18 protein-coding genes are annotated in these 22,111 nt (G+C 66.6%); 13 read left to right on the top strand and 5 right to left on the bottom strand.

Going from position 1 to position 22,111, the window contains the following annotated elements; genetic code table 11:
• Positions 1-138: 138 nt before the first annotated feature.
• Both DDT93_RS06990 and DDT93_RS06985 read left to right on the top strand, forming a co-directional pair.
• Positions 139-1,650: a D-alanyl-D-alanine carboxypeptidase family protein gene (locus DDT93_RS06990; protein WP_109465095.1), complete on the top strand. Its 1,512-nt coding sequence runs from the start codon at positions 139-141 to the stop codon at positions 1,648-1,650.
• 411 nt (positions 1,651-2,061) lie between these two features.
• The gene (locus DDT93_RS06985) at positions 2,062-2,913 is read left to right on the top strand and encodes a hypothetical protein (protein WP_157960120.1); all 852 of its coding nucleotides are present in this window, start codon (positions 2,062-2,064) and stop codon (positions 2,911-2,913) included.
• Here DDT93_RS06985 and hemN read toward each other — a convergent pair.
• Positions 2,906-4,261: an oxygen-independent coproporphyrinogen III oxidase gene (gene hemN / locus DDT93_RS06980; RefSeq protein WP_109465093.1), complete on the bottom strand. Its 1,356-nt coding sequence runs from the start codon at positions 4,259-4,261 to the stop codon at positions 2,906-2,908. The genes DDT93_RS06985 and hemN overlap by 8 nt on opposite strands.
• A 61-nt stretch (positions 4,262-4,322) precedes the next feature.
• Between hemN and fnrL the strand changes: the two genes are divergently transcribed.
• Entirely contained in the window at positions 4,323-5,066 is a 744-nt protein-coding gene (gene fnrL / locus DDT93_RS06975; RefSeq protein WP_109465092.1) for a transcriptional regulator FnrL, read from the top strand.
• A gap of 66 nt (positions 5,067-5,132) precedes the next feature.
• Here the strand turns inward: fnrL and DDT93_RS06970 are convergent, their stop codons facing one another.
• Entirely contained in the window at positions 5,133-6,194 is a 1,062-nt protein-coding gene (locus DDT93_RS06970; protein WP_109465091.1) for an aspartate-semialdehyde dehydrogenase, read from the bottom strand.
• A gap of 369 nt (positions 6,195-6,563) precedes the next feature.
• Here DDT93_RS06970 and DDT93_RS26900 point away from each other — a divergent pair, with 369 nt between their 5' ends.
• Positions 6,564-7,619: a glycerophosphodiester phosphodiesterase family protein gene (locus DDT93_RS26900; protein ID WP_109465770.1), complete on the top strand. Its 1,056-nt coding sequence runs from the start codon at positions 6,564-6,566 to the stop codon at positions 7,617-7,619.
• 90 nt (positions 7,620-7,709) lie between these two features.
• On the opposite strand, the gene DDT93_RS06960 is transcribed toward DDT93_RS26900, so the two are convergent.
• The gene (locus tag DDT93_RS06960) at positions 7,710-8,549 is read right to left on the bottom strand and encodes a universal stress protein (RefSeq protein WP_109465090.1); all 840 of its coding nucleotides are present in this window, start codon (positions 8,547-8,549) and stop codon (positions 7,710-7,712) included.
• A gap of 199 nt (positions 8,550-8,748) precedes the next feature.
• Here DDT93_RS06960 and ccoN point away from each other — a divergent pair, with 199 nt between their 5' ends.
• From ccoN to DDT93_RS06935, 5 genes are all read left to right on the top strand, one after another.
• Positions 8,749-10,353: a cytochrome-c oxidase, cbb3-type subunit I gene (gene ccoN / locus DDT93_RS06955; protein ID WP_109465089.1), complete on the top strand. Its 1,605-nt coding sequence runs from the start codon at positions 8,749-8,751 to the stop codon at positions 10,351-10,353.
• 14 nt (positions 10,354-10,367) lie between these two features.
• Positions 10,368-11,129, top strand: a complete 762-nt coding sequence (gene ccoO, locus DDT93_RS06950; RefSeq protein WP_109465088.1) for a cytochrome-c oxidase, cbb3-type subunit II — start codon at positions 10,368-10,370, stop codon at positions 11,127-11,129.
• A gap of 9 nt (positions 11,130-11,138) precedes the next feature.
• On the top strand, positions 11,139-11,324 hold the full coding sequence (locus DDT93_RS06945) for a cbb3-type cytochrome c oxidase subunit 3 (RefSeq protein WP_109465087.1): 186 nt from the start codon (positions 11,139-11,141) through the stop codon (positions 11,322-11,324).
• Positions 11,321-12,193, top strand: a complete 873-nt coding sequence (gene ccoP, locus DDT93_RS06940; RefSeq protein WP_109465086.1) for a cytochrome-c oxidase, cbb3-type subunit III — start codon at positions 11,321-11,323, stop codon at positions 12,191-12,193. Before DDT93_RS06945 ends, ccoP begins: the two co-directional genes overlap by 4 nt.
• Positions 12,194-12,717: 524 nt before the next feature.
• On the top strand, positions 12,718-13,596 hold the full coding sequence (locus DDT93_RS06935) for a LysR family transcriptional regulator (RefSeq protein ID WP_109465085.1): 879 nt from the start codon (positions 12,718-12,720) through the stop codon (positions 13,594-13,596).
• Between the two features lie 6 nt (positions 13,597-13,602).
• On the opposite strand, the gene DDT93_RS06930 is transcribed toward DDT93_RS06935, so the two are convergent.
• A complete protein-coding gene (locus DDT93_RS06930; protein ID WP_198654801.1) occupies positions 13,603-15,765 on the bottom strand; it encodes a M10 family metallopeptidase C-terminal domain-containing protein in 2,163 nt (720 codons plus the stop codon).
• 254 nt (positions 15,766-16,019) lie between these two features.
• On the opposite strand from DDT93_RS06930, the gene ccoG reads away from it, so the two are divergent.
• The 4 genes from ccoG to ccoS are packed head-to-tail and all read left to right on the top strand — an operon-like array spanning position 16,020 to position 20,368.
• Positions 16,020-17,555: a cytochrome c oxidase accessory protein CcoG gene (ccoG, locus tag DDT93_RS06925; protein WP_109465769.1), complete on the top strand. Its 1,536-nt coding sequence runs from the start codon at positions 16,020-16,022 to the stop codon at positions 17,553-17,555.
• Position 17,556: 1 nt separating this feature from the next.
• Complete coding sequence (locus DDT93_RS06920) at positions 17,557-18,015, top strand: FixH family protein (RefSeq protein ID WP_109465083.1); 459 nt, start codon at positions 17,557-17,559, stop codon at positions 18,013-18,015.
• Positions 18,016-18,023: 8 nt separating this feature from the next.
• Entirely contained in the window at positions 18,024-20,213 is a 2,190-nt protein-coding gene (locus DDT93_RS06915; protein ID WP_109465768.1) for a heavy metal translocating P-type ATPase, read from the top strand.
• Positions 20,210-20,368: a cbb3-type cytochrome oxidase assembly protein CcoS gene (gene ccoS / locus DDT93_RS06910; RefSeq protein ID WP_109465082.1), complete on the top strand. Its 159-nt coding sequence runs from the start codon at positions 20,210-20,212 to the stop codon at positions 20,366-20,368. Before DDT93_RS06915 ends, ccoS begins: the two co-directional genes overlap by 4 nt.
• 57 nt (positions 20,369-20,425) lie before the next feature.
• Here the strand turns inward: ccoS and DDT93_RS06905 are convergent, their stop codons facing one another.
• Positions 20,426-21,883 (bottom strand): caspase family protein, encoded by a 1,458-nt coding sequence (locus tag DDT93_RS06905; RefSeq protein WP_232825391.1) that lies wholly within the window; start codon positions 21,881-21,883, stop codon positions 20,426-20,428.
• Between the last annotated feature and the right edge of the window lie 228 nt (positions 21,884-22,111).

Here is a 22,111-nt window from a genome sequence, read left to right as displayed (position 1 = left end):
ATGTGATCGACCCTGTTCGTATTTTCGGCGGGAACCGGCAAGGGGCGGGTTTATTTCATGTGTTCGCTGTGGTAGCTTTGTCGCAGAAAAAGGTCAGCCGGAAAACCGGCGGCATGAGGCAGAACGAGGCAGAAAATCGTGCAGGTACGGCGTATCAGCCCGGCCCGTCTGGGCGTGTATGTAATAACGGCAATCTGGTTTCTCATCGTACTTCCGCTGAGTGCCTTCGCGGCACCCTATGCGGACTACGTGATGGATGCGCGCACCGGTGAGGTATTGCATTCGACCAATGCCGACACGCCGCTGCATCCCGCCTCCCTGACCAAGATGATGACGCTCTACATTGCCTTCCAGGCGGTGCAGAACGGCGAGATCACCCTCGACACGCCGGTGACCATCACCAGCCACGCGGCCTCCGAGCCGCCGTCCAAGCTGGGGCTGAAGTCGGGCCAGAAGATCGCGCTGCGCTATCTGATCCGCGCCGCCGCGATCAAGTCGGCCAACGACGCGGCCACCGCCATCGGCGAGGCGATCGAGGGCAGCGAGGCGGCCTTTGCCCGCCGGATGACCCGCACGGCCCAGGCGATGGGCATGACGCGGACCACCTTCAAGAACGCCCACGGCCTGACCGAGTCCGGCCATCTTTCGACCGCGCACGACATGACGATCCTCGGGCGCCACCTGATCTACGACTACCCGCAGTACTACAACCTGTTCTCGCGTCATTCGGCGAACGCGGGCGTGCGCACGGTGACCTCGCACAACCGTCTGCTGAACAGCTACAAGGGCGCCGACGGGATCAAGACGGGCTATACCAATGCCGCGGGCTTCAACCTCGTCGCCTCGGCCGAGCGTGGCGACGAGCGGGTGATCGCGACCGTCTTTGGCGGCAAGACCTCCAGCTGGCGCGACGCCAAGGTGGCCGAGCTGCTGGACGTCGGCTTCCGCAAGGCACCGGCGCGCGCGCCGCTGCGCAAACCCGACCGTCCGCTCTATGCAGCCACGACAACCCCGGATGTCGCTGCGGGCAAGACCATCCGCCTTGTCGGCGCGGTGACGACCAGCCTGCGGCCGGTTGCGCGGGCGGGTGAAACCGTTCTCGTGGCCGACGCCGTGGTCGAATCCGCGCGCGAGGCGAGCGAGGCGATCCAGGCCGGAATCGACGCCGCCGTGGCGGGGGTGAAGGTGCCGCCGGCCCCCGAAGTGGTCGCCGTGGCCGAGGTCGAGCCGCTGCCGGAAGAGGTTGTCGCCGTGGTGGCCGATGCCACCGTCGCCAAGACCGTCACCGCCACCGAGGACGCCCCGACCGAAGTGCCGCGTCCCGCGGCGCGCCCCGATGACCTGATCCTGGCCTCTACCACCGCCGACGACGGCGCCGGGCAGGAGCTGGTGACCCGCGTTTCTACTTCTGGCGGGCGGCTCTGGGGGATCAACGTGGGCCGTTACCCGAGCCGCTATGCGGCGGAAAAAGTGTTGCTGCGCACGGCTTTGACCGAGATGGCGACGCTCGATGGCTCGCTGCGCAAGGTGGTGCAGGGGTCGCGCGGGTTCGACGCGAACTTCCTCGGGATGACGCGCGAGAGTGCCGACCTGGCCTGCCGCCGCCTGCAGGCGCGTAACGTCTCCTGCTTCATGATCGGGCCCAGCTGACGCGGGCACCGCAGGGCACCGGCGCCGACAGGCGCCGCGCTATCTTGCCACGGTCGCGACCGACACTGTTTCCCATGACCCGCCGCACAGGAGACTGCGCGGCGGGTTTCTTATTGGTCGCGCGAGCGGCATGGACTTGAGATCGCCCTATGCGGGAATGGGGTTGAGGCTCTTGTCCGGGATCGAAGACCTGCCGCTCGCCTGACGGTTGCAGGCAAGGTGCGGCAGATTGCACCACCCATGCGGGCGGAGCACGGTGGATCGGTCAACTAAAACGACCACTTGCGTCAGAAAAGAGATGCTTCTATCAGGCGCCCCTGTGATTCGAGCGGTGTGGAGGCCACGGCCTGAGGGACCCGCTCGACCAGCAAGACTGCTCTGCATTTCCTTACTACTCCAAGGTTTGAACGTATGCCAGGTACTGAGCCTGCAGCCATTGAGCTTTCCGTTACGTCCCCGCTGGCCGATGGCCTGCGGTGGGCTGCGGTTGCGGCTGTTCCGGTGCTGGCTTGCGCGATGGTGTCCGCCCGGCTGGGTGCCGCCGGGCTGGAGCCCGAGATCCTGCTCCGGGCCTTTGCGCTGCGGCTTGGGCAGTGGGGCGCGCTGTTGGGCGTGCCGCTGTGGCTCTTCCTGTTCTTCGGGGGCCTGAACGTGGTGCGCACCCTGCACCTGCCAACGGTGGCGGCCTATCGGCGCGAGGTTGATCCCCAGACCGGGGCGACGACCTACCATGTCCTACCGGCCCGCAACTCGCGCCTCGCGCCGCTGATCCCTCTGTTGATGGGGGCGGTGGCGGCGATGCCGTTCTACGTCAATCCGGCGACCGATACGGGGCTGGGCTTTGTCGTGCTTGCGATTGGCGTGGCGATGTCGGGGTTCTTCCTGCTGCCCGGTGCGCGCCATCGCAGGCCCGCGCGGATCGACATCGTGGATGGCGCCCTGAAGACCGCCCGCCTGCGTGCCCCGCTTGGCGCCGTCGACGGGTTCGACATCGGGTACCAGGGGCTGGCGATCATGCCCGAGCCCGCGATTGATGGATCGCGCGGCGTTGCGGCGTCCAAACTGCTGGGACGCGAGGCCAAGCTGCGGCAGGCCCCGCGCAGCTACGTGGTCGAGGTGCGGCTGAAGGGGCTGGCCGCCCCTGTGGTGCTGGCCGGTGGCCTGACGCCCTGCTGTGCCGACGATCTGGTGCGGGATCTCAGGAAGCAGGTGGCGCGCAGCCGCAGCCACGACCGCCCCCGGCTGAGGGTTGCCGCTAAATAGCCGAGCTGTGGCGCTGCTGGCTCATGTCGTAGGCATCGAACTGGCGCGCGATCAGCCGGGTCAGCGGACGGACCGCGGGCGGGATGGAGAGGCCCTGCTCGGACACATGCAGCATACCCTCGAAGGCCCGGTCGGCGTCGCGGAACATCTCGCTCAGCTGCTGGGCCGGGATGCCGAAACGAGACCGGATCTCGGCCGCGTCGATGCGGAAGTCGCACATCAGCGCCTCGATCATCCGCGCGCGCATCTGGTCCTCGCCGCCGTAAAGGTGGCCCTTGGCGGTGGCGAACTGCCCCTCGCGGATGCGGCCGGTATAGGCGGAGGTCGCCGGAGCGTTCTGGGCATAGCCCTGCGGAAACCGGGAGATGGACGAGGCGCCGATGCCGATCAGCACCTCGGAGGTGTCGTCGGTATAACCCTGAAAGTTGCGCCGCAGCGTTCCGGCCTTCTGGGCCCGGGCGAGCCCGTCGGCGGGCACGGCAAAGTGGTCGATCCCGATCTCCTCGTAACCGTCCCAGACGAACATGCGGCGTGCGGTCTCGAAGAGCTCCAGCCGCTCCTGCGGGGTCGGCAGCGCGTCGGAGGGGATCATCGACTGGCGGCGCGCCATCCAGGGCACATGGGCATAGCCGTAGAGCGCGACCCGGTCGGGCGAGAGCGACAGCAGCTTCTGCACGCTCTCGGACATCCGGGCGCGGGACTGGTCGGGCAGACCGAACAGGATGTCGGCGTTGAGGCTCTGGATTCCCCGCTCTCGAATCATGTCGATGGCCCGGCGGGTCACGTCGAAGCCCTGTTCGCGGCCGATGACCTTCTGGATGTCGGGGTTGAAGTCCTGAACGCCGATCGAGGCCCGGTTCATGCCCGCCCCGGCCAGTGCGTCGAGGCGTTCGGAGTCGATCTCGTTCGGGTCGATCTCGACCGAGAACTCGGCCCCCGGTGCGAAGGGGGCGACACGGGCGATGGCCTCGGCCAGTTCGCGGATCATGTCGGGGGCCAGCAGGGTCGGTGTGCCGCCGCCCCAGTGGAGGCGGGACAAGCGCACGCCCTCGGGCAGGTGGTGCGCGACCAGCGCGAGCTCGGCCTTGAGGGTTTCGAGATAGGCCGCGACGGGCGCGGCAGACTGGGTCCCCTGGGTCCGGCAGGCGCAGAACCAGCAGAGCCGGCGGCAGAACGGGACGTGGACGTAGAGTGACACGCTGCTGCCCGGGCGGATCGCGCCGAGCCAGTCGCGGAACATGTCCGCCCCGAAATCCGCTGCGAAATGCGGCGCCGTCGGGTAGCTGGTGTAGCGTGGCACGCGAGTGTCAAAAAGTCCCAAGCGCGCAAGTTGAGAATTGGTTATCATGTTGGGAGAATTAAATGTACCCTCAGCGCATCGCATTGATGCAGATCAACCGGCTTCCATTATGAACGCGCCCAGCAAATCGATTGCCCCCAATTGCAGCGACTGTCCGATCCGCCACCGCGCCGTCTGTGCGCGGTGCGAGGGCGAGGAACTCGAGCGGCTGGAGGAGATCAAGTACTACCGCAGCTTCGAAGCGGGTCAGACGATCATCTGGTCGAACGACAAGATGGACTTCGTCGGCTCCGTCGTCTCAGGGGTCGCCTCGCTGACCCAGGCGATGGAGGACGGGCGCACGCAGATGGTCGGTTTGCTGCTGCCTTCCGATTTCGTCGGCCGTCCGGGGCGCGAGGGCTCGGCCTATGACGTGACCGCGACCACGGACGTGGTGATGTGCTGCTTTCGCAAGAAGCCGTTCGAAAAGATGATGCGCGAGACGCCGCACATTTCGCATCGCCTGCTGGAAATGACGCTGGACGAACTGGATGCGGCGCGGGAATGGATGCTGGTGCTGGGGCGCAAGACCGCGCGCGAGAAGATCGCCAGCCTGCTGAGCATCATCGCACGCCGGGATCCGGCGCAAGTGGCCCAGCCCGCGTCGAAGGCGGTTGCCTTCGACCTGCCGCTGACCCGCGAGGCGATGGCGGACTACCTTGGCCTGACGCTGGAGACGGTGAGCCGGCAGGTCTCGGCGCTGAAGCGCGACGGGGTCATCGTGCTGGAAGGCAAGCGCCACGTGGTTGTGCCGGACATGGACCGCCTGCTGGAAGAAGCCGGTGACGACAGCGACGGCGGTCACCTGATCTGAGAGTTTCCTTCGGAATCAGCCGGGGCCGTCCGCATGTCGCGGCGGCCCCGGTTTCGTTTGTGCCGATCAACCGGCCAGAACGGTCTCGGCGATTTGGACCGCGTTCAGCGCTGCGCCCTTCAGAAGCTGGTCACCGACGATGAACAGCGACAGGCTGCGGCCCGAGGGGTCGCCAAGGTCGCGGCGGATACGGCCGACCAGCACTTCCTCGCGCCCGGTGACTTCGCAGGGCATGGGGAAGTGGTTGGCGGCGACATCGTCGACAAGGCGCAGACCGGCCCCCGCCTCGATCAGGGCGCGGGCCTCTTCCGGGGCGACGGGTTCGTCGAATTCCACGGTGACGGCCATTGCGTGGGCGCGCAGGACGGGGACGCGGATGCAGGTGATGCCGACCGGCAGCTCGGGCAGGTCCAGGATGCGGCGGGTCTCGGCGATGACCTTCAGTTCCTCGCCGTTGTAACCGCTTTCGGGATCGACCTCGGCATTGTGGCTGAACAGGTTGAAGGCATAGGGGTGCGGCAGGACGGTCGGGGTAAAGGCCTCGCCCGCCAGCGCGGCGGCGGTGGCGTCGCGCAGTTCCTGCATCGCGGCGGCCCCGGCGCCCGACGCGGCCTGATAGGTCGCCACCTGCAGGCGGCGGACCGGGTGGGCACGGTGCAGCGGGGCCAGCGCGACGGTCATGATCGCGGCGACGCAGTTGGGGTTGGCGATGATGCCGTCCTGGGCGCTCATCGCGGCGGGGTTCACCTCGGGGACGACGAGCGGCACGTCCGCGTCCATGCGGAAGGCCGAGGAGTTGTCGATCACGCGGGCACCGGCGGCGACTGCGATGGGGGCGAACTTGCGCGAGATGGTGGCGCCCGCCGAGAACAGGGCGATGTCCACGCCCTCGAAGCTGTCCTCGGTCAGTTCCTCGACGACGAGGTCCTCGCCACGGAACGGCAGGCGCTGGCCGGCCGAGCGGGCAGAGGCCAGCAGGCGCAGGCGCGAGAGTGGGAAGTTGCGGCTCTCGAGGCACTGCATCAGTTCGACGCCGACGGCGCCGGTGGCGCCGACGATTGCGACGACGGGGGCCGAGCCGTCAGCGGGGATAGCGGCGGGGGAAATCTCGCGGGGTTGGTCGTTCATGGTCTCTCTCTTTTCCGGTCTGGGCCGAGAGGGACGGGGTGCCTGATGCATCTGCCCCGTCCGTCTCCGGCGGGGCTGGTTGGTGTCAGGCTCTTGTCGTTACCCTGCGCACACCAACGCGACCCCCGCCGGAGCGGTGGTCTTGGTGGTGGTCTTCTTGGTCACGATCAGGGCGTACATGGCAGGCCGCATAGCGCGGCGCCGTCGTTGCGTCAACTGGTATGAGCAGGCGGGGTGTGGGGCTACGTTGTCGTTAACTTGTTTCCTGTTTGTGACAATAACCTAGAAAAACTGTCGTACTTTCGGGCTATTGCCGCAGTGTTGGCGCATTGGCGCCCAGAAATTGCCACAGTTTGAACAGGACCTCCCATGTTTCGCTCCCTCGTGACCGGCGCGGCGCTTGCCGTGACGCTGGCCTCCCCCACTTTTGCCGCCACCTACAACACCCTGTCGGGCGAAGCCCCGCTGATCATCGCCCACCGCGGCGCCAGCGGCTACCTCCCCGAGCACACGCTGGCCGCCTATGAACTGGCGATCCAGATGGGCGCCGACATCGTCGAGCCCGACCTGCAAACCACCGCGGATGGCGTTCTCGTCGCCATGCACGACAGCACGCTGACCCGCACCACCAACGTCGAAGACCTGTTCGAGCCCCGCAACGGCGGTTACCTCGTCAGCGACTTCACGCTGGAAGAGATCAAGTCCCTGACGGTCGAGCCCGCGAGCAGCACCGCGTCGACCGAGTACCCCGGCTATACCCCGTCGATGAGCGACCCGTTCAAGGTTCCGACGTTTCAGGAAGTCATGGACCTGGTGAACGCGCACAACAGCTCCACCGGTGATGTCATCGGCATCTACCCGGAGGCCAAGGTTCCCAGCGCGGAAACCATGAACCGCCAGATCCTGACCGAGATGAAGGCCAACGGCTTTACCGAGGCCTCGGACAACTCCTTCGTTCAGACCTTCAGCGCCGTGGGTGCCAAGGAACTGGCCGACATCCAGGACGAACTGGACATGGACAACCAGATCGCCGTTCTGGGCTACGTCATGCTGACCGACGACGGTTTCGGCGTCTACGACTACCCCACGGGCACCATCAACCTGCTGAGCGACCTCGCGCTCTTCGCGGACGGCGTCGGCGTCTACCTCGGCTATGACCTGAGCCCGGAGTTCATCGCGGCGGCCCACGAGCTTGGCCTCGCCGTGCACGGCTGGACCTTCAACCAGTCCGACTATGACTCGGCCTTCGACACCCAGAGCTACTGGATCGCGGCTGGCATGGACGGTCTGTTCACCAACTACTCGCTGCTGACCCGCGAAGTCGTCGACTCGCTGACCTCGCCGGTTCCGCTGCCGGCCGGCCTGCCGCTGCTGCTGGGTGGCCTCGGCGCCTTCGCCTTCCTGCGCCGTCGCAAGGCCGCCTGACCGGCGCCTTCCGGACCGCTTTGGCTGAAACGAAAACGACCCGGGCATTTCGGTGCCCGGGTCGCGTCGTGTCTGGCGGTCGGCGCGGCGTCAGTGCGCCATCAGAACCGGGATCGTGGCTTGTTCCAGCATGTAGCGGGTGGCGCCTCCGAGGATCGCCTCGCGGAAGCGGGAATGGCCGTAGGCGCCCATCACCACCATGTCCGCGCCGGTATCGGTGGCGTGACGGTTCAGGATGTCCGAAATCTTGGGCATGGTACGCGAGAGCACGTCGATCTCGCAGCGTGCCCCGTGGCGCGAGAGCATCTGGCTGAGCATGCCGCCCGGATCGGACCGTTCCGGTCCGTGCTGCGGCGGGTCGATGACCACGATGCGCACGGTTTCGGCGCCGACGAGGAAGGGCAGAGCCTTGCGCGCGGCGGCCAGCCCCTCGATGCTTTCGTTCCAGGCCACCAGCACCGTCTTGGGTGCGGTCACCGGGGCACTGCCCTGGGGCACGACCAGAACGGGAGCGCGGCCCTCGAACAGGGCGGCTTCCACCACGCCTTCGACCTCGGGGCCCCGGCCCTCGCCATAGGGTTTGGGCAGCACGACGAGGTCGGAGAACCGCGCGCGGTGGGCGACATGGCGGCTCAGGTCGGCGATCTGGGCGACACCGCTCTCGCTGGACCAGCGCACGCCGCATTTGGAGAGCTTGTCATTGGCATGGGCGAGAACCTCGGCCGCCTCGGCATTGGCGCGATCCAGGGTTTCCTGCAGCACGACGGCACTCGCGCCCGCGTAGTAATAGCTGGTCTGGGTCCGGTCCACGCCGAGGCAGAGCGCTTCGGCATGGGCGGAGAAATGATCCGCCAGCGCGACGAGGTGGTCCAGCGCCGTATCGGAGAGGTTCACCGAGGTCAGCACGGACAGGAGCGATTTGTAGGCCATTTTGGTCCCCGTGGTTAAATTTTCGGAGCACAGGCCAGCGTAACCGGCCTTGTCTATGGTAATCTATCTCACGGAACGGAAAAGGCGATCTTGATGCAGATCAAGGTACTCGAAGTAGACTTTATCCATTTAGACCACAGAACCAATTCGTCCGGACGGCGCCCGCGCCGCAATCGGGCAACGGCAAAGGGACAGAAATATGTCTAATTACATCAAGCTAATCGCGCTTGGTCTCGTCACGCTGATCGCGTTGATGGGAATCAATTATGCGCGCGACCTAGCCTACATGGTGCACGCCATGATCATCGCGCTGGTGGCGGGGGGGCTCTTCCTCCACATCCTGCGCAACATGGAAGAACCGATCGTTTTGCCGGACACCGGGAACTACTTCGACTCGGTTATCCGCGCCGGGGTGATCGCCACCGCCTTCTGGGGCGTTGTCGGGTTCCTCGTCGGCGTCGTGATCGCCCTCCAGCTGGCCTTCCCGCAGCTCAACTTCGAAGTGCTGCAGGGTTTTGGCAACTTCGGCCGGCTGCGGCCGCTGCACACCTCGGCGGTGATCTTCGCCTTCGGGGGCAACGCGCTGATCGCGACCTCGTTCTACGTGGTGCAGCGGACCTGCGCGACGCGGCTCTGGGGCGGTAACGCCGGCTGGTTCGTATTCTGGGGCTACCAGCTGTTCATCGTGCTGGCGGCAACCGGCTACCTGCTGGGCGCGACCCAGTCCAAGGAATACGCCGAGCCGGAATGGTACGTCGACCTGTGGCTGACCGTCGTCTGGGTGGTCTACCTCGCCGTCTTCCTCGGCACGCTGATCAAGCGGAAAGAGCCGCATATCTACGTGGCGAACTGGTTCTACCTGTCCTTCATCGTCACCGTGGCCATGCTGCACGTGATCAACAACCTGTCGGTCCCGGTGTCCTTCTGGGGGTCCCGTTCGGTTCAGCTGTTCTCGGGTGTGCAGGACGCGATGACCCAATGGTGGTATGGCCACAACGCCGTGGGCTTCTTCCTGACCGCGGGCTTTCTGGGGATGATGTACTACTTCGTGCCGAAACAGGCAGAGCGCCCGGTCTACTCCTACAAGCTGTCGATCATCCACTTCTGGGCGCTGATCTTCCTCTACATCTGGGCCGGCCCGCACCACCTGCACTACACTGCGCTGCCCGACTGGGCCTCGACGCTGGGCATGGTGTTCTCGATCATCCTCTGGATGCCGTCCTGGGGTGGCATGATCAACGGCCTGATGACGCTGTCGGGCGCATGGGACAAGCTGCGCACCGATCCGGTGATCCGGATGATGGTGATCTCGATCGGCTTCTACGGCATGTCGACCTTCGAAGGCCCGATGATGTCGATCCGCGCGGTCAACTCGCTGAGCCACTACACCGACTGGACCATCGGTCACGTCCACTCCGGCGCGCTTGGCTGGAACGGCATGATCACCTTCGGCGCGCTCTACTTCCTGACGCCGGTGCTGTGGAAACGTGAGCGGCTCTATTCGCTCTCCATGGTCAACTGGCACTTCTGGCTCGCCACCATCGGCATCGTGCTCTACGCCGCGTCGATGTGGGTGACCGGGATCCTCGAGGGCCTGATGTGGCGCGAGGTCGATGCGAACGGGTTCCTCGTGAACAGCTTTGCCGACACCGTAGCCGCCAAGTTCCCGATGTACGTGGTCCGTGCCCTAGGTGGTCTGATGTACCTCTCTGGTGCCCTGATCATGGTCTACAACCTCTGGATGACGGTCCGCGCCGCGCCTGCCAAAGAGCAGAGCCTCGCTGTCGCCGTCCCCGCTGAATAAGGAGGGTCGTCAGAATGGCTACGACCGAAACCAACGCTCCGCGGAAAAAGTCGATCCTCGACCGGCACAAGATCCTCGAGAAGAACGCCACGCTGCTGCTGATCTTCAGCTTCCTCGTGGTGACCATCGGGGGCCTCGTCCAGATCGTCCCGCTGTTCTACCTGGAAAACACCATCGAAAAGGTGGAGGGGATGCGCCCCTACACCCCGCTCGAACTCACGGGCCGCGAGATCTACATCCGCGAGGGCTGCTACGTCTGCCACAGCCAGATGATCCGCCCGATGCGCGACGAGGACGAGCGCTATGGCCACTACAGTCTTGCGGCGGAGTCGATGTACGACCACCCGTTCCAATGGGGCTCCAAGCGGACCGGGCCCGACCTGGCCCGCGTCGGCGGCCGCTACTCGGACGAATGGCACCGCGACCACCTGCGCGACCCGCAGTCGGTGGTGCCCGAGTCGGTGATGCCGAAGTACGGCTTTCTCGAGAACAAGCTGATCGAGGGCGATTACATCCGCGACCTGCTGGAGACCCACCGCATCGTTGGGGTGCCCTACAGCGACGAGATGATCGAGAACGCGGTCGCGGACTTCTCGGCGCAGGCCGACCCGGACAGCGACTACGACGGTCTGCTCGAGCGCTACGGCGACAAGGTCCAGGTGCGCAACTTCGACGGTCTGCCCGGGATCTCCGAGGCCGATGCGCTGATCGCCTACCTCCAGATGCTGGGCACGCTGGTCGATTTCTCGACCTTCACGCCCGATGCAAGCCGCTGAGGTGACACGATGGAACTCTACACACTACTGAGACACTTCGCCGACAGCTGGATGCTGCTGTTCCTGTTCCTCTTCTTCGTGGGGATAGTCCTCTGGGTGTTCCGCCCGGGCAGCAGCAAGACCTACGCGGACACGGCCGACATTCCGTTCCGCAACGCCGACAAGCCCGCGCAAGCCGAGGAGACGGGAAAATGAGCCAGCACACGACAGACAAGAGGCCCGGCGATCCGGAAACCACGGGCCACGAGTGGGACGGGATCGAGGAATTCAACAATCCCCTGCCGCGCTGGTGGCTCTATACCTTCTACCTGACCATCATCTGGGGCATCGGCTATACCATCGCCTTCCCGGCCTGGCCGCTGATCAACGGCGCGACCTCGGGTCTGCTCGGGTTCTCGACCCGGGCGCAGGTGGCGGAGGAGATTGCCGCCGCCGAGGCCGCGAACGCGGCGATCAACGACAAGCTGGCCTCGGTCGAGCTGACCGCGATCGCAGGTGATCCCGAGCTGGACGGCTATGCTGTCTCGGCGGGCGGGGCCGTGTTCCGCACATGGTGCGCCCAGTGCCACGGCGCCGGTGCCGCAGGGGCCAAAGGTTATCCCAACCTGCTGGACGACGACTGGCTGTGGGGGGGCGATATCGAGGCGATCCATACCACGATCAGCCACGGTATCCGCAACGAGACCGACCCCGACGCGCACTATTCCGAGATGCCGGCTTTTGGCCGCGACGGCATCCTCGACCGCACCCAGATCGCGCAGGTCGTGAACTATGTGCAGTCGCTCTCGGGGACGCCGAACGATGCCAGCCTCGTGGCCGAGGGGCAGGTCGTCTTCGAAGACAACTGCGTCTCGTGCCATATGGAGGGCGGGGTCGGCGATCGCGACCTTGGCGCGCCGGACCTTTCCGACGCGATCTGGCTCTACGGCGGCGACTACGACACGCTGGTCCAGACCGTCACCAACGCACGGTTCGGGGTGATGCCCAGCTGGGCCGACAAGCTGACCGAGGCCGAAATCCGCGCGGTTGCCACCTACGTCCACCAGCTCGGCGGCGGCGAGTGAGCTGAGCAAGGGAAACGCCCGGCCTTGGCGGGTCCGGGCGTTTCGGTGACGATGCCTCGATCTGTTCGCGCGTTTCCTGAGGCACCGGCATCGGACTGGGCCGCATCCTGAAAAGGGTGCGGCCCTTGTCGTTACAAGCGGAAGGGGTCGATGCAGCCGGGCGACTGGAGCCACCAGTGACCGGCCGTCAGCCAGCGCTTGCGGCGTGGCCGGGAGGGTGGCACCGGCCGGGCGGGGACGCAGGTGCCCCCGGCCCTCAGACCAGCAGGGAAGTCGATGACGAAGAGGCTTTTTCCGGGGATACGCATCGGTCAGGTCCTCCACCAGTACCAGTGGGTGGGCTTCCGCCGCCGGGTGCGGTCCGGGCGTGCCGTGTCGGTCCGGCTGGCTGTCATGAAAGATTTAGCGAGTATTCCGATAAGCATGGCGATCTCCTCGTGTGGCGGGTTCTGATGCTCATACTTGACCCAAAGCGCGTGGAATGCGACTCAATCAGAAATGCAATCTGTAAGCTGGGATTACATATGAACTGGCGAGACATGCCTCCGCTCGCAGCCCTGCGCGCCTTTGCGGCCTTTGCCGAGAGCGGGACGCTGGAACAGGCGGGCGATGCGCTCAACGTGACCCATGCGGCCATCAGCCAGCATATCCGAGCGCTCGAGACCCATCTTGGCGTTGCGCTGGTGTTCCGCTCGGGGCGCAGTCTTGAGCTGACCGCCGAGGGGCAGCAGCTTGCGCAGGTTCTCACGGCGGGCTTCGGCACCATCCTGAACGTGGTGCAGGAACTGACCGGGCGCGACGCCGCGCGGCCGCTGCACATCTCGACCACGCCCTCCTTCGCTGCCAGTTGGCTGATGCCGCGCCTGTCGGACTTTCGCCTGTCGCATCCCGATATCAACCTGATGATCGACCCGAGCCCGGTGCTTTCCGAACTGCGCCCGGGCGGGATCGACGTTGCCATCCGTTACGGGTCCGGGCGCTGGCCCGGGGTTGATGCCCAGTTACTGTTGTCCACGCATATCGTTGTCTCGGCCGCGCCCTCGCTGCTGGAGGGGCGCGAGATCACGGATCCCCGCGACCTGGCCGAACTGCCCTGGCTGGAAGAGCTGGGCACATCGGAGGCCAACAACTGGCTGCGCGACCGTGGGGTGCCCGAGGGGCTGGCGACCAAGCGGGTGCAAATCCCCGGCAACCTCGTGCTCGATGGCGCGCGGGCGGGGCAGGGACTGGCGGTGACGGCCAAGACCTTCATCGAGGCCGACGTGGCCGCCGGGCGGCTGGTGATCCTGTTCGAGGAACCGCGCGAGGGCGAGGGCTATCACATCGTGACGCGGCCCGGCGTGCTGCGCGCCTCGGCCCGCGATTTCGTCTCGTGGCTGCGGCGGGCCGCGCGGCAGATGTAGCGCGGCCTAGAAGATGCGGATCGCGTCGGCCAGCGCGTCCAGATCGGTGACGCCGTTCAGGGTGAGGACGTTGCCGTCGCCAAAGTCCATGACGGTGCCCTTGCCGACACGACTGGCCATTTCCATGACGTCGGACAGATCCAGCGCGGCGCCGCCCCAGAGGTCTTGGTCCAGCCGCAGGATGTCGCCGTCGAAGTCGCGGATGCGGTCGTTGCCGCCGTCGAAGATGAAGATATCGCGCCCGGCCCCGCCGCTGAGGTCATCGTCGCCCGCGCCACCCGAGAGCCGGTCGCGCCCGAGCGAGCCTATCAGCCGGTCGTCCCCTACGCGCCCGTCGAGGATGTCGTTCCCCTGCTGGCCGATCAGGAGGTTGTCGGCGGAGTCGCCATAGATCCGGTCGCGGTAGGTGGTCGCCTCGACAGCCTCGATGCTGGTCAGGATATCGCCCTCGGCCCAGCCGCCGTTGCGGTCCGGGTTGCGTAGATCCAGCAGGATGCCCGAGTCCGCGTCGCCGTAGAGTGCCGTATCGCGCCCCGCGCCGCCATCCATCAGGTCGCTCCCGGCGCCGCCCTGCAGGCGATCCTGTCCGGCCCCGCCGAATAGCTGATCTGCCCCGGCGCCGCCTGCGAGGGTATCGTTGCCGCCGTTGCCGACAAGCTGGTCCGCCCCGCTGCCACCGCGCAGGCGGTCGTTGCCGGCCCCGCCGTACAGATCGTCGCCACCGCTGCCGCCGTTGAGCGTGTCGCGCCCGCCGAGGCCGCTCAGCACATCGGCGCCGCGATTGCCCGAGAGCACGTTCGCCGCACTGTTGCCGATCACCGTGTCGTCGCCGCGCCCCGCACGGTACTCCTCGATCACGGTGCCGTCGGCGATATAGAGGTTGCCGGTCAGCCCCATGAAATCCGAGGCGGTCCGCTCGGCGAGGCTGATGGTCTGGTCTAGTCGGTCGAACGACAGGTCCAGCACGTCGTAGCCGGAGACGTCGTGGATCGTGACCGCAAAGCTGTCGCCGTTGTAGACGGTCGCGGTGACCGTATCGCTGGCCACCGCATCCCAGAGCCGGCCCAGCCAGCTGTTGCCAAGCGTGTTGCCCTTGCCGAACACCGTGTCGCCCGCGGTGAGCGAGCTGCCGTCGGCGGCGCCGTAGAGGTTCTGGATCGCGACGATGTCCACCGCCATCGGGGTCACGGCATAGGCATAGCTGGCGTCGATGGCCGAGTTCTCGGGCTGGCTGAAATAGGACATGATCGACAGCTGCCAGCTGTCGAGTTCGAACAGCGCGTCGCGGTCGTAGGTGGCGTTGCCGTTGTAGTCGCCCTGGTGCCCGAGCCCGAGGGCGTGGCCGAGTTCGTGGATGTAGGTCTGCAGCCCGTAGGAGGTGAGCGCGCGGTCGGACCCGGTGATCCACCCGGCCGAGACATTCACGAAATCCTCGTAGGCATAGGCGCCGCTGTCGCTGTCGTCGAAGGTGATGTCGGCCGATCCGCCGGTCTCGACAAAGGTGATGTCGGCGACGGACTCCCAGGCGTCCATCGCCCAGCGGGCAAGCTGCTGGCCGGTGGCATTCAGCGCCTCGATGTTCACCGTGATGGTGTTGCCGTGGTTCGCGGTGGCGCGGCTGGTGCCCCAGTAGCCCCGGGTCAGGTAGTCCGCCATGTCCTCGATCACCGACAGGTCGGTTGCCTCCGGAGCCTCCGGGCCGCTGTCGCCCACGCCGGTCTGTCCGCCGCCGCTGACGCTCAGCAGGTAGGACCCGGTGCCGGTCGAATAGGCGCTGACGCCAAGGTAGTAGGTGCCGCTCGACATGGCGGTGAAGCTCAGCAGCGATTCCGCGCCCTCGCCGCCATCGTCGTCGCTAGCGAGCAGGATGCCGCTGGCGTTCCGAATCTCGAGGTAGCTGTCGTAGAGCGTGCCTTCGTTGCTGTAGGCGCCCTGGACCGCGATCTCGTAGGTCTGGCCCGCCGTCAGGGTGACCGCGACCCAGTCCTCGTCTCCGCTGCTGCCGATCTCGCCCGAAAATGCCTGCCCCGGTGCGATGGAATAGGCGGTCGCGGTGCTGGCGGCGGCGTCCTTGACCTCGGTCACCGGGCTGGCGGCATGGTCTGCGAACGCCTCTCCGAAGAGGGGAGCCTCGGCCGCGGTGGAAGAGATGAGATCGGGCCTTGGCATCGCTGAAACCACCTTGAGAAAAAGTCCTGGTTCGCCTCTTCGGTCGAAAATGTGGCGACAAGCCGTTCGAGAATGTGACATTCCGGAGGGGAAATCATCTCAAACGCGGGCAATCGCTCGCATTTCCGCGAGATCGCCCCGTCTGCCTGCGACAAAGCTGCCTGTCAGATGTGCTTTTTGACCCATGTCAAAGTTCGTGCGACCCTCTTCTGTGAGAAGGGCGAAGACAGCCAAGTGATTCATGAGTGGATACCGTGAGCGACGCCAACCCAGCCCCCAGCCTCTATGCCGCCCGAGAACCGATCTTTCCGCGCCGGGTCTCTGGCCGTTTTCGCAATTTCAAATGGGTGATCCTCGCGGTCACGCTGGGCATCTACTACATCACCCCCTGGCTGCGCTGGGATCGCGGGCCGAGCCTGCCGGACCAGGCCGTGCTGCTGGACCTCGCCAACCGTCGTTTCTATTTCTTCTGGATCGAGATCTGGCCCCACGAATTCTACTTTGTCGCGGGCCTGCTGATCATGGCGGGCCTCGGGCTGTTCCTGTTCACCTCGGCACTGGGCCGGGTCTGGTGCGGCTATGCCTGCCCGCAGACGGTCTGGACCGACCTGTTCATCCTCGTCGAGCGCTGGGTCGAGGGGGACCGCAACGCGCGCCTGCGCCTGCACCGGCAACAGAAGCTCGACTTTCGCAAAGCCCGGCTGCGGCTGACCAAGTGGGTGATCTGGCTGTTGATCGGCCTCGCCACCGGCGGTGCCTGGGTCTTCTACTTCGCCGATGCGCCCACGCTGTTCATGCAGCTGATCACCGGGCAGGCGAACGCAGTCGCCTATACGACGATGGGTGTGCTGACGCTGACCACCTTCTTCTTTGGCGGGTTTGCCCGCGAACAGATCTGCATCTACGCCTGCCCCTGGCCGCGTATCCAGGCGGCGATGATGGACGAGGACACGCTGGTCGTCGGCTATCGCGAATGGCGGGGCGAGCCGCGCGGCAAGGGCAACGTCCGCCGCCGTACCGCCCAGCAGGCGGCCGAGGCGGAAGCCGCCTCGCAGGCCGGTGGGGTGATCGCCGACAAGGCCTATCCGCCCGCGCTGAAACCCGCGTCTTCCGAGGCGGACCATGCCGGGCCCGGCGACTGCATCGACTGCATGGCTTGCGTGAACGTCTGCCCGATGGGCATCGACATCCGCAACGGCCAGCAGCTGGAATGCATCACCTGCGCGCTCTGCATCGACGCCTGCGACGACGTGATGGCCAAGATCGGCAAGCCGCGCGGCCTGATCGACTACATGGCGCTCTCGGACGAGACTCGCGAGCGCGCGGGCGAGCCGCCGCGCAACATCTGGCGCCATATCCTGCGCCCGCGCACCATCCTCTACACCGCGATGTGGTCACTGGTGGGGCTGGGCCTGATCTTTGCCCTGTTCATCCGTCCCGATATCGAGATGACGGTGGCGCCGATCCGCAACCCCACCTTCGTCACCCTGTCCGACGGCTCCATCCGCAACACCTACGACGTGCGCATCCGCAACAAGAACGGCGAGGCGCGTCCGTTCAAGCTCTCGGTCAAGGGCGATCCGGCCCTGCGGATCCAGCTGGAGGGCACGCCCTATGCCACCGTCGAAGTGCCCGCCGATACCGCCATGCTGCAGCGCGTCTACCTTGTGACGCCGAAAGACGCGGCGCCCGCCCGGGCCGAGGCGACGCCGTTGCGGTTCTGGGTCGAGGATCTGACCAACGGCGAGCGCGCCAACCGCGATACCACATTCAACGGGCGAGGAGACTGAAATGGCCGAACGCGAATTCACCGGGCGCCACGCCGCCGCAGTCTTTGTCGGAGCCTTTGCCGTGATCATCGCGGTGAACGTGGCGCTGGCGGTCAGCGCGGTGCGCACCTTCCCGGGGCTCGAGGTGGCCAACTCCTATGTCGCGAGCCAGGAGTTCAACGAGCGCCGCGCGGCGCAGGAGGCGCTGGGCTGGACGGTGGAGGCCCGCGAGGCAGACGGGCGCATCACCCTTGCCTTTACCGGGCGCGACGGGGTCCCGGTGCAGCCGAAGACGCTGCACGCCGTGGTGGGCCGCGCGACCGAGATCAGCGAGGATGTGGAGCCCGATCTGGTGTTCACCGGAGAGGTCTACGAGGCTCCGCTGGAGCTGGGCGGGGGCCGCTGGAAGGTGCGCATCAACGCAACCGCTGAGGATGGCACCGAGTTCGTCCAGAAGGTTTCGCTGCACGTGAAGAAATGAACAAGGTCATGACCGCCACATTGCATCCTGCACCCGCCGCTGCCTGCCCCGGCTGCCTCGCCGTTCCGGCGGAGCCGGTCGGCGCGCCCCTTGTGGATGCCCGGATCGCGTTGTCTCTGCCGACGATCCACTGCCAGGCCTGCATCTCGAAGGTCGAGCGCGGGCTTGCCGCGCAACCCGGCGTCCATTCCGCGCGGGTCAACCTCACGCTCAAGCGCGCGATGATCGAGGCCGATCCGGAGATCCGTGCCGAGGACCTGGCCGAGGTCGTGCGCGGTCTCGGGTACGAGGCGCACGAGCTGGATCAGACCGCGCTGGGCGTGACCAGCACCGACAGCGCCGGGCGGGCCCTGCTGCTGCGCCTTGCCGTGTCGGGCTTTGCCGCGATGAACGTCATGCTGCTGTCGGTCTCGGTCTGGTCCGGGGCCTCGGACGCGACGCGCGACATGTTCCACTGGATCTCGGCGGCGATCACCCTGCCGGCGCTGGCCTATGCGGCGCAGCCCTTTGCTAGGAACGCCTGGTCGGCGCTCTCGGCCGGGCGGTTGAACATGGATGTGCCGATCATGCTGGCCATCGTGCTGGCGGTGATCACCTCGCTCTGGGAAACCGCGCTTTCGGGCGCTCATGCCTACTTTGACGCTGCGCTGACGCTGACCTTCTTCCTGCTGGCGGGCCGTTATCTCGATCATCGCACGCGGGCGATGGCGCGCTCCGCTGCCGAGGAGCTGACTGCGCTCGAAGTGCCGCGCGCGCTGCGTCTCGGGGCCGGGGGCCCGCAGGAGGTCGCGCTGGCCGAGCTGGCGATCGGTGACCTCGTGCTGGTGCGCCCGGGCGCCCGGATGCCGGTTGACGGCGAGATCGTCGAGGGCCGGTCCGAACTCGACCGCTCGCTGCTGACGGGCGAGACCCTGCCGGTCTTTGCCGCGCCGGGGCAGGCGGTCAGCGCGGGCGAGGTCAACCTGACCGGCCCGCTGACGGTACGCGCCACGGCGGTCGGGGCGGAGACTTCGCTGCGGCGCATGGCCGAGCTGGTGGCGGTGGCCGAGTCCGGGCGGGCGAACTACACCTCGCTGGCCGACCGCGCCGCCAAGCTCTACGCGCCGGGGGTCCATATCCTTGCCGGGCTCAGCTGGCTGGGCTGGCTGCTGGCGACCGGTGACATGCGGGTCGCGCTGAACATCGCGGCGGCGGTGCTGATCATCACCTGCCCCTGCGCCCTCGGACTCGCAGTGCCCGCCGTGACCACGGCGGCCTCGGGGCGGCTGTTCCGCAAGGGGCTGCTGATCAAGGACGCGACCGCACTCGAACGGCTGGCACAGGTCGACACCGTGGTCTTCGACAAGACCGGGACGCTGACGGCGGGCACGCCGGAGGCGACGAACATTGACGAGAACGGCAAGGACGACCTCGCGATCGCGCTCGCGCTGGCCTCCGCCTCGGCCCATCCGCTGTCGCGGGCGCTTGCCACCGCAATCGCGGCGCGCGGGATCGTGGCCGCGCCAGTCGACGACATTGCCGAGGTGCCGGGGTTCGGCACCGAGGGGCGGCTTGGCGGACAGCTGGTCCGGCTGGGGCGTGCCGCATGGGTCGGCGCGGAGGAATGCGGCGGCACGGCCGCCTGGCTCTCCACCGGGCAGGGTGCGCCGCGCGCCTTTCGCTTTACCGATGCCCTGCGCCCCGGTGCCGCCGAGGCCGTTGCCGCGCTCAGGCAGGCAGGGATGCAGGTTCTGCTGATCTCGGGGGATACCCGGCAGGCGGTGGACGACCTCGCCGACCGGCTCGGCATCGAGACCCGCATCGCCAACGCCCGCCCCGAGGACAAGGCGGCGCGGGTCGAGGCGCTGCGCAACGAGGGGCGCCACGTTTTGATGGTGGGGGACGGGCTGAACGACACCGCCGCCCTCGCGGCGGCCCATGTCTCGATCTCGCCCGCCTCCGCGCTCGACGCCGCGCGGGTGGCCTCCGATATCGTGCTGCTCGGTACCGATCTGTCCCCGGTGGCCGAGGCCTGCGAGATCGCGCGCCGCGCCACCCGGCGCATCCGCGAGAACTTCCGCATCGCCACGCTCTACAACGTGGTCGCCGTGCCGCTGGCCATCGCCGGGCTGGCGACGCCACTGGTGGCGGCGCTGGCGATGTCGACCTCCTCGATGACCGTATCGCTCAACGCCCTCAGGCTGGCAGGCCGCAAATGACCGTTCTCGGCTTTCTCATACCCGTCTCTCTGATCCTCGGGGGCATCGGCCTCGTCGCCTTTCTCTACACGGTCAGGTCGAACCAGTACGACGACCCGGAGGGCGACAGCCGTCGCATCCTGAACGACGACTGGGACGATCATCCCAAGCCCTGAGACTGTTCTATCCGGAAGCACTCCAATCCCCAGCCCTCAGGCAGGGTGAGAGAGAGGCTACTGGCAGCCGCCTGCGGCCCAGGCCTTGAGGCTGCGCTTCAGCACGCCGCCGAAGGGATGCGCCTTGTCGAGCGAGCGCTGCATGTTCAGGCTCAGGTAGGTATTGGCCTGTGTGCAGATGCGCTCGCGGGTCCACTCGTGGCAGTTCGAGCAGTGCTGGTTCTTCCAGTATTCGTCGGGCAGCCCCTCGACCGGCGGGAACAGCGGGGTGGTGCCGATCAGCTCGGCGATGGACTTGCCGTTCACCGACTCGACCTCGGAATCGAGCGGCGACTCGAAGGTGATGATGCCCGGGGGGATCGAGGCGTCGGCGGTGCCCGCCTTGGGGCCCGCGTGCTGGCCGGGGCCGACCGGGTCCTCTCCGTTCTGGGCGCGCAGCGCGTTCAGTTCCTGGCGCGCGAACTCGGTGAAGACGCCGTTGGGATAGATCTGCAGATAGGCTTCCCACGCGCCGCGGCTCGGGTTGGCCTGTGCCGCTTCGAAGAGCTTCTGCTCGGCCGGGGTCGGCCCGGAGGAGGCGCTGGCGGTCTGGGTCTGTTCCTTGGCCAGCTCCTTTTCCATCACCTCGGCCAGCAGCGTCTTGGCGTCCGCGGCATAGGCGCTGTCGCCGTAACCGCGCAGGAACAGCATGATCTGCACAGGGTCGCGGCTGGACTGAACCGATTTCCAGAACTGCTGGGCCTCGATGTCCGAGGCCGTGCGCTCCTCGGCCTTGGCAAAGCTGAAGTCATTGGTGAGCGAGGAAGCGTCCCACGGGGTCTGCTGGCCCTTGGTCTTCTCGATCACGTCGACGCGCACCTGCTTGAACATCTGCTCGATCGGCAGGCCCGGCGTGGACATCAGCCGCACGACGGCCTCGGTGAAGGGGCTGTTCCCCTCGAGCCCGTCAAGCGCCACGGCGCCGGGCGCGGTCGCATAGGCAAGGAAAGTGCCGGTCGGCGCCTGCATCTCGGCGAGGCCGTTGTCGTTGAAGGCGGGGATGTCGCTGAACGGGTTGTTGCGGCAGGCGTCGAGGATGACGATGTTGGTCTTGTTGCGGGCCGAATACATCTGGCGCAGCACCGACTGCGCCTCGATGGCGACGAGGTCGAGATCGGCGGCGTCGGAAACCTCGGCATCGACGGGCAGCAGGTAGTTCGAGCCGAAGGACTGGACCCCGTGGCCGGCATAATAGAACAGGCCGGTCGCCTCGGTGCCGGCGTCGCGCAGGGCGCGGCCGAACTGCGCGATGCCGCGCTTCATCTCGATCTGGGTGGAATCGACCAGCAGCGTGACCTTGAAGCCGAGGCCCTCCAGCGTCTTGCCGATCAGCTCGGCGTCATGGGAGGGGTTGTCGAGCGGCGTCACCCGGCCATAGGCCGAGTTGCCGACGACCAGCGCCAGCCGCTCCTCGGCCTGAAGCGGGGCGGCCGCAAAGGCCAGCAGAAGCACGAAGAGTCTTGTCAGTGCGCGCACGGGTCGTTCCTGTCGTTTCGTCCTGCTCGGTCAGCCTCATGTCCCTTGCGCAGGGATCCGGCCGGGGTTCGGCACCACGCCAATTCCGACCGGCCCTAGCCGGACAGTTCGGCATTTCTTTGACATTATGCCGGCCTGACTTCGCTTTTCCTGTTCTTAGCAGGCGGTTCATTGATAATGTACCATAAAGCGCATTTGAGGTACCGCAATTCGCGTCGCTTAATTGAC

This window comes from Albibacillus kandeliae (genome assembly GCF_003116585.1).
Classification (GTDB): Bacteria; Pseudomonadota; Alphaproteobacteria; order Rhodobacterales; family Rhodobacteraceae; genus Albibacillus; species Albibacillus kandeliae.
This window is presented reverse-complemented; position numbering and strand designations above follow the sequence as displayed.

Excerpts from the sequence above, each read along its gene's own strand:
- DDT93_RS06985 (WP_157960120.1), top strand. The coding sequence starts at position 2,062 with ATGCCAGGTACTGAGCCTGCAGCCATTGAGCTTTCCGTTACGTCCCCG.
- hemN (WP_109465093.1), bottom strand. The coding sequence starts at position 4,261 with ATGATAACCAATTCTCAACTTGCGCGCTTGGGACTTTTTGACACTCGC.
- fnrL (WP_109465092.1), top strand. The coding sequence starts at position 4,323 with ATGAACGCGCCCAGCAAATCGATTGCCCCCAATTGCAGCGACTGTCCG.
- DDT93_RS06970 (WP_109465091.1), bottom strand. The coding sequence starts at position 6,194 with ATGAACGACCAACCCCGCGAGATTTCCCCCGCCGCTATCCCCGCTGAC.
- DDT93_RS26900 (WP_109465770.1), top strand. The coding sequence starts at position 6,564 with ATGTTTCGCTCCCTCGTGACCGGCGCGGCGCTTGCCGTGACGCTGGCC.
- DDT93_RS06960 (WP_109465090.1), bottom strand. The coding sequence starts at position 8,549 with ATGGCCTACAAATCGCTCCTGTCCGTGCTGACCTCGGTGAACCTCTCC.
- ccoN (WP_109465089.1), top strand. The coding sequence starts at position 8,749 with ATGTCTAATTACATCAAGCTAATCGCGCTTGGTCTCGTCACGCTGATC.
- ccoO (WP_109465088.1), top strand. The coding sequence starts at position 10,368 with ATGGCTACGACCGAAACCAACGCTCCGCGGAAAAAGTCGATCCTCGAC.
- DDT93_RS06945 (WP_109465087.1), top strand. The coding sequence starts at position 11,139 with ATGGAACTCTACACACTACTGAGACACTTCGCCGACAGCTGGATGCTG.
- ccoP (WP_109465086.1), top strand. The coding sequence starts at position 11,321 with ATGAGCCAGCACACGACAGACAAGAGGCCCGGCGATCCGGAAACCACG.
- DDT93_RS06935 (WP_109465085.1), top strand. The coding sequence starts at position 12,718 with ATGAACTGGCGAGACATGCCTCCGCTCGCAGCCCTGCGCGCCTTTGCG.
- DDT93_RS06930 (WP_198654801.1), bottom strand. The coding sequence starts at position 15,765 with ATGCCAAGGCCCGATCTCATCTCTTCCACCGCGGCCGAGGCTCCCCTC.
- DDT93_RS06920 (WP_109465083.1), top strand. The coding sequence starts at position 17,557 with ATGGCCGAACGCGAATTCACCGGGCGCCACGCCGCCGCAGTCTTTGTC.
- DDT93_RS06915 (WP_109465768.1), top strand. The coding sequence starts at position 18,024 with ATGACCGCCACATTGCATCCTGCACCCGCCGCTGCCTGCCCCGGCTGC.
- ccoS (WP_109465082.1), top strand. The coding sequence starts at position 20,210 with ATGACCGTTCTCGGCTTTCTCATACCCGTCTCTCTGATCCTCGGGGGC.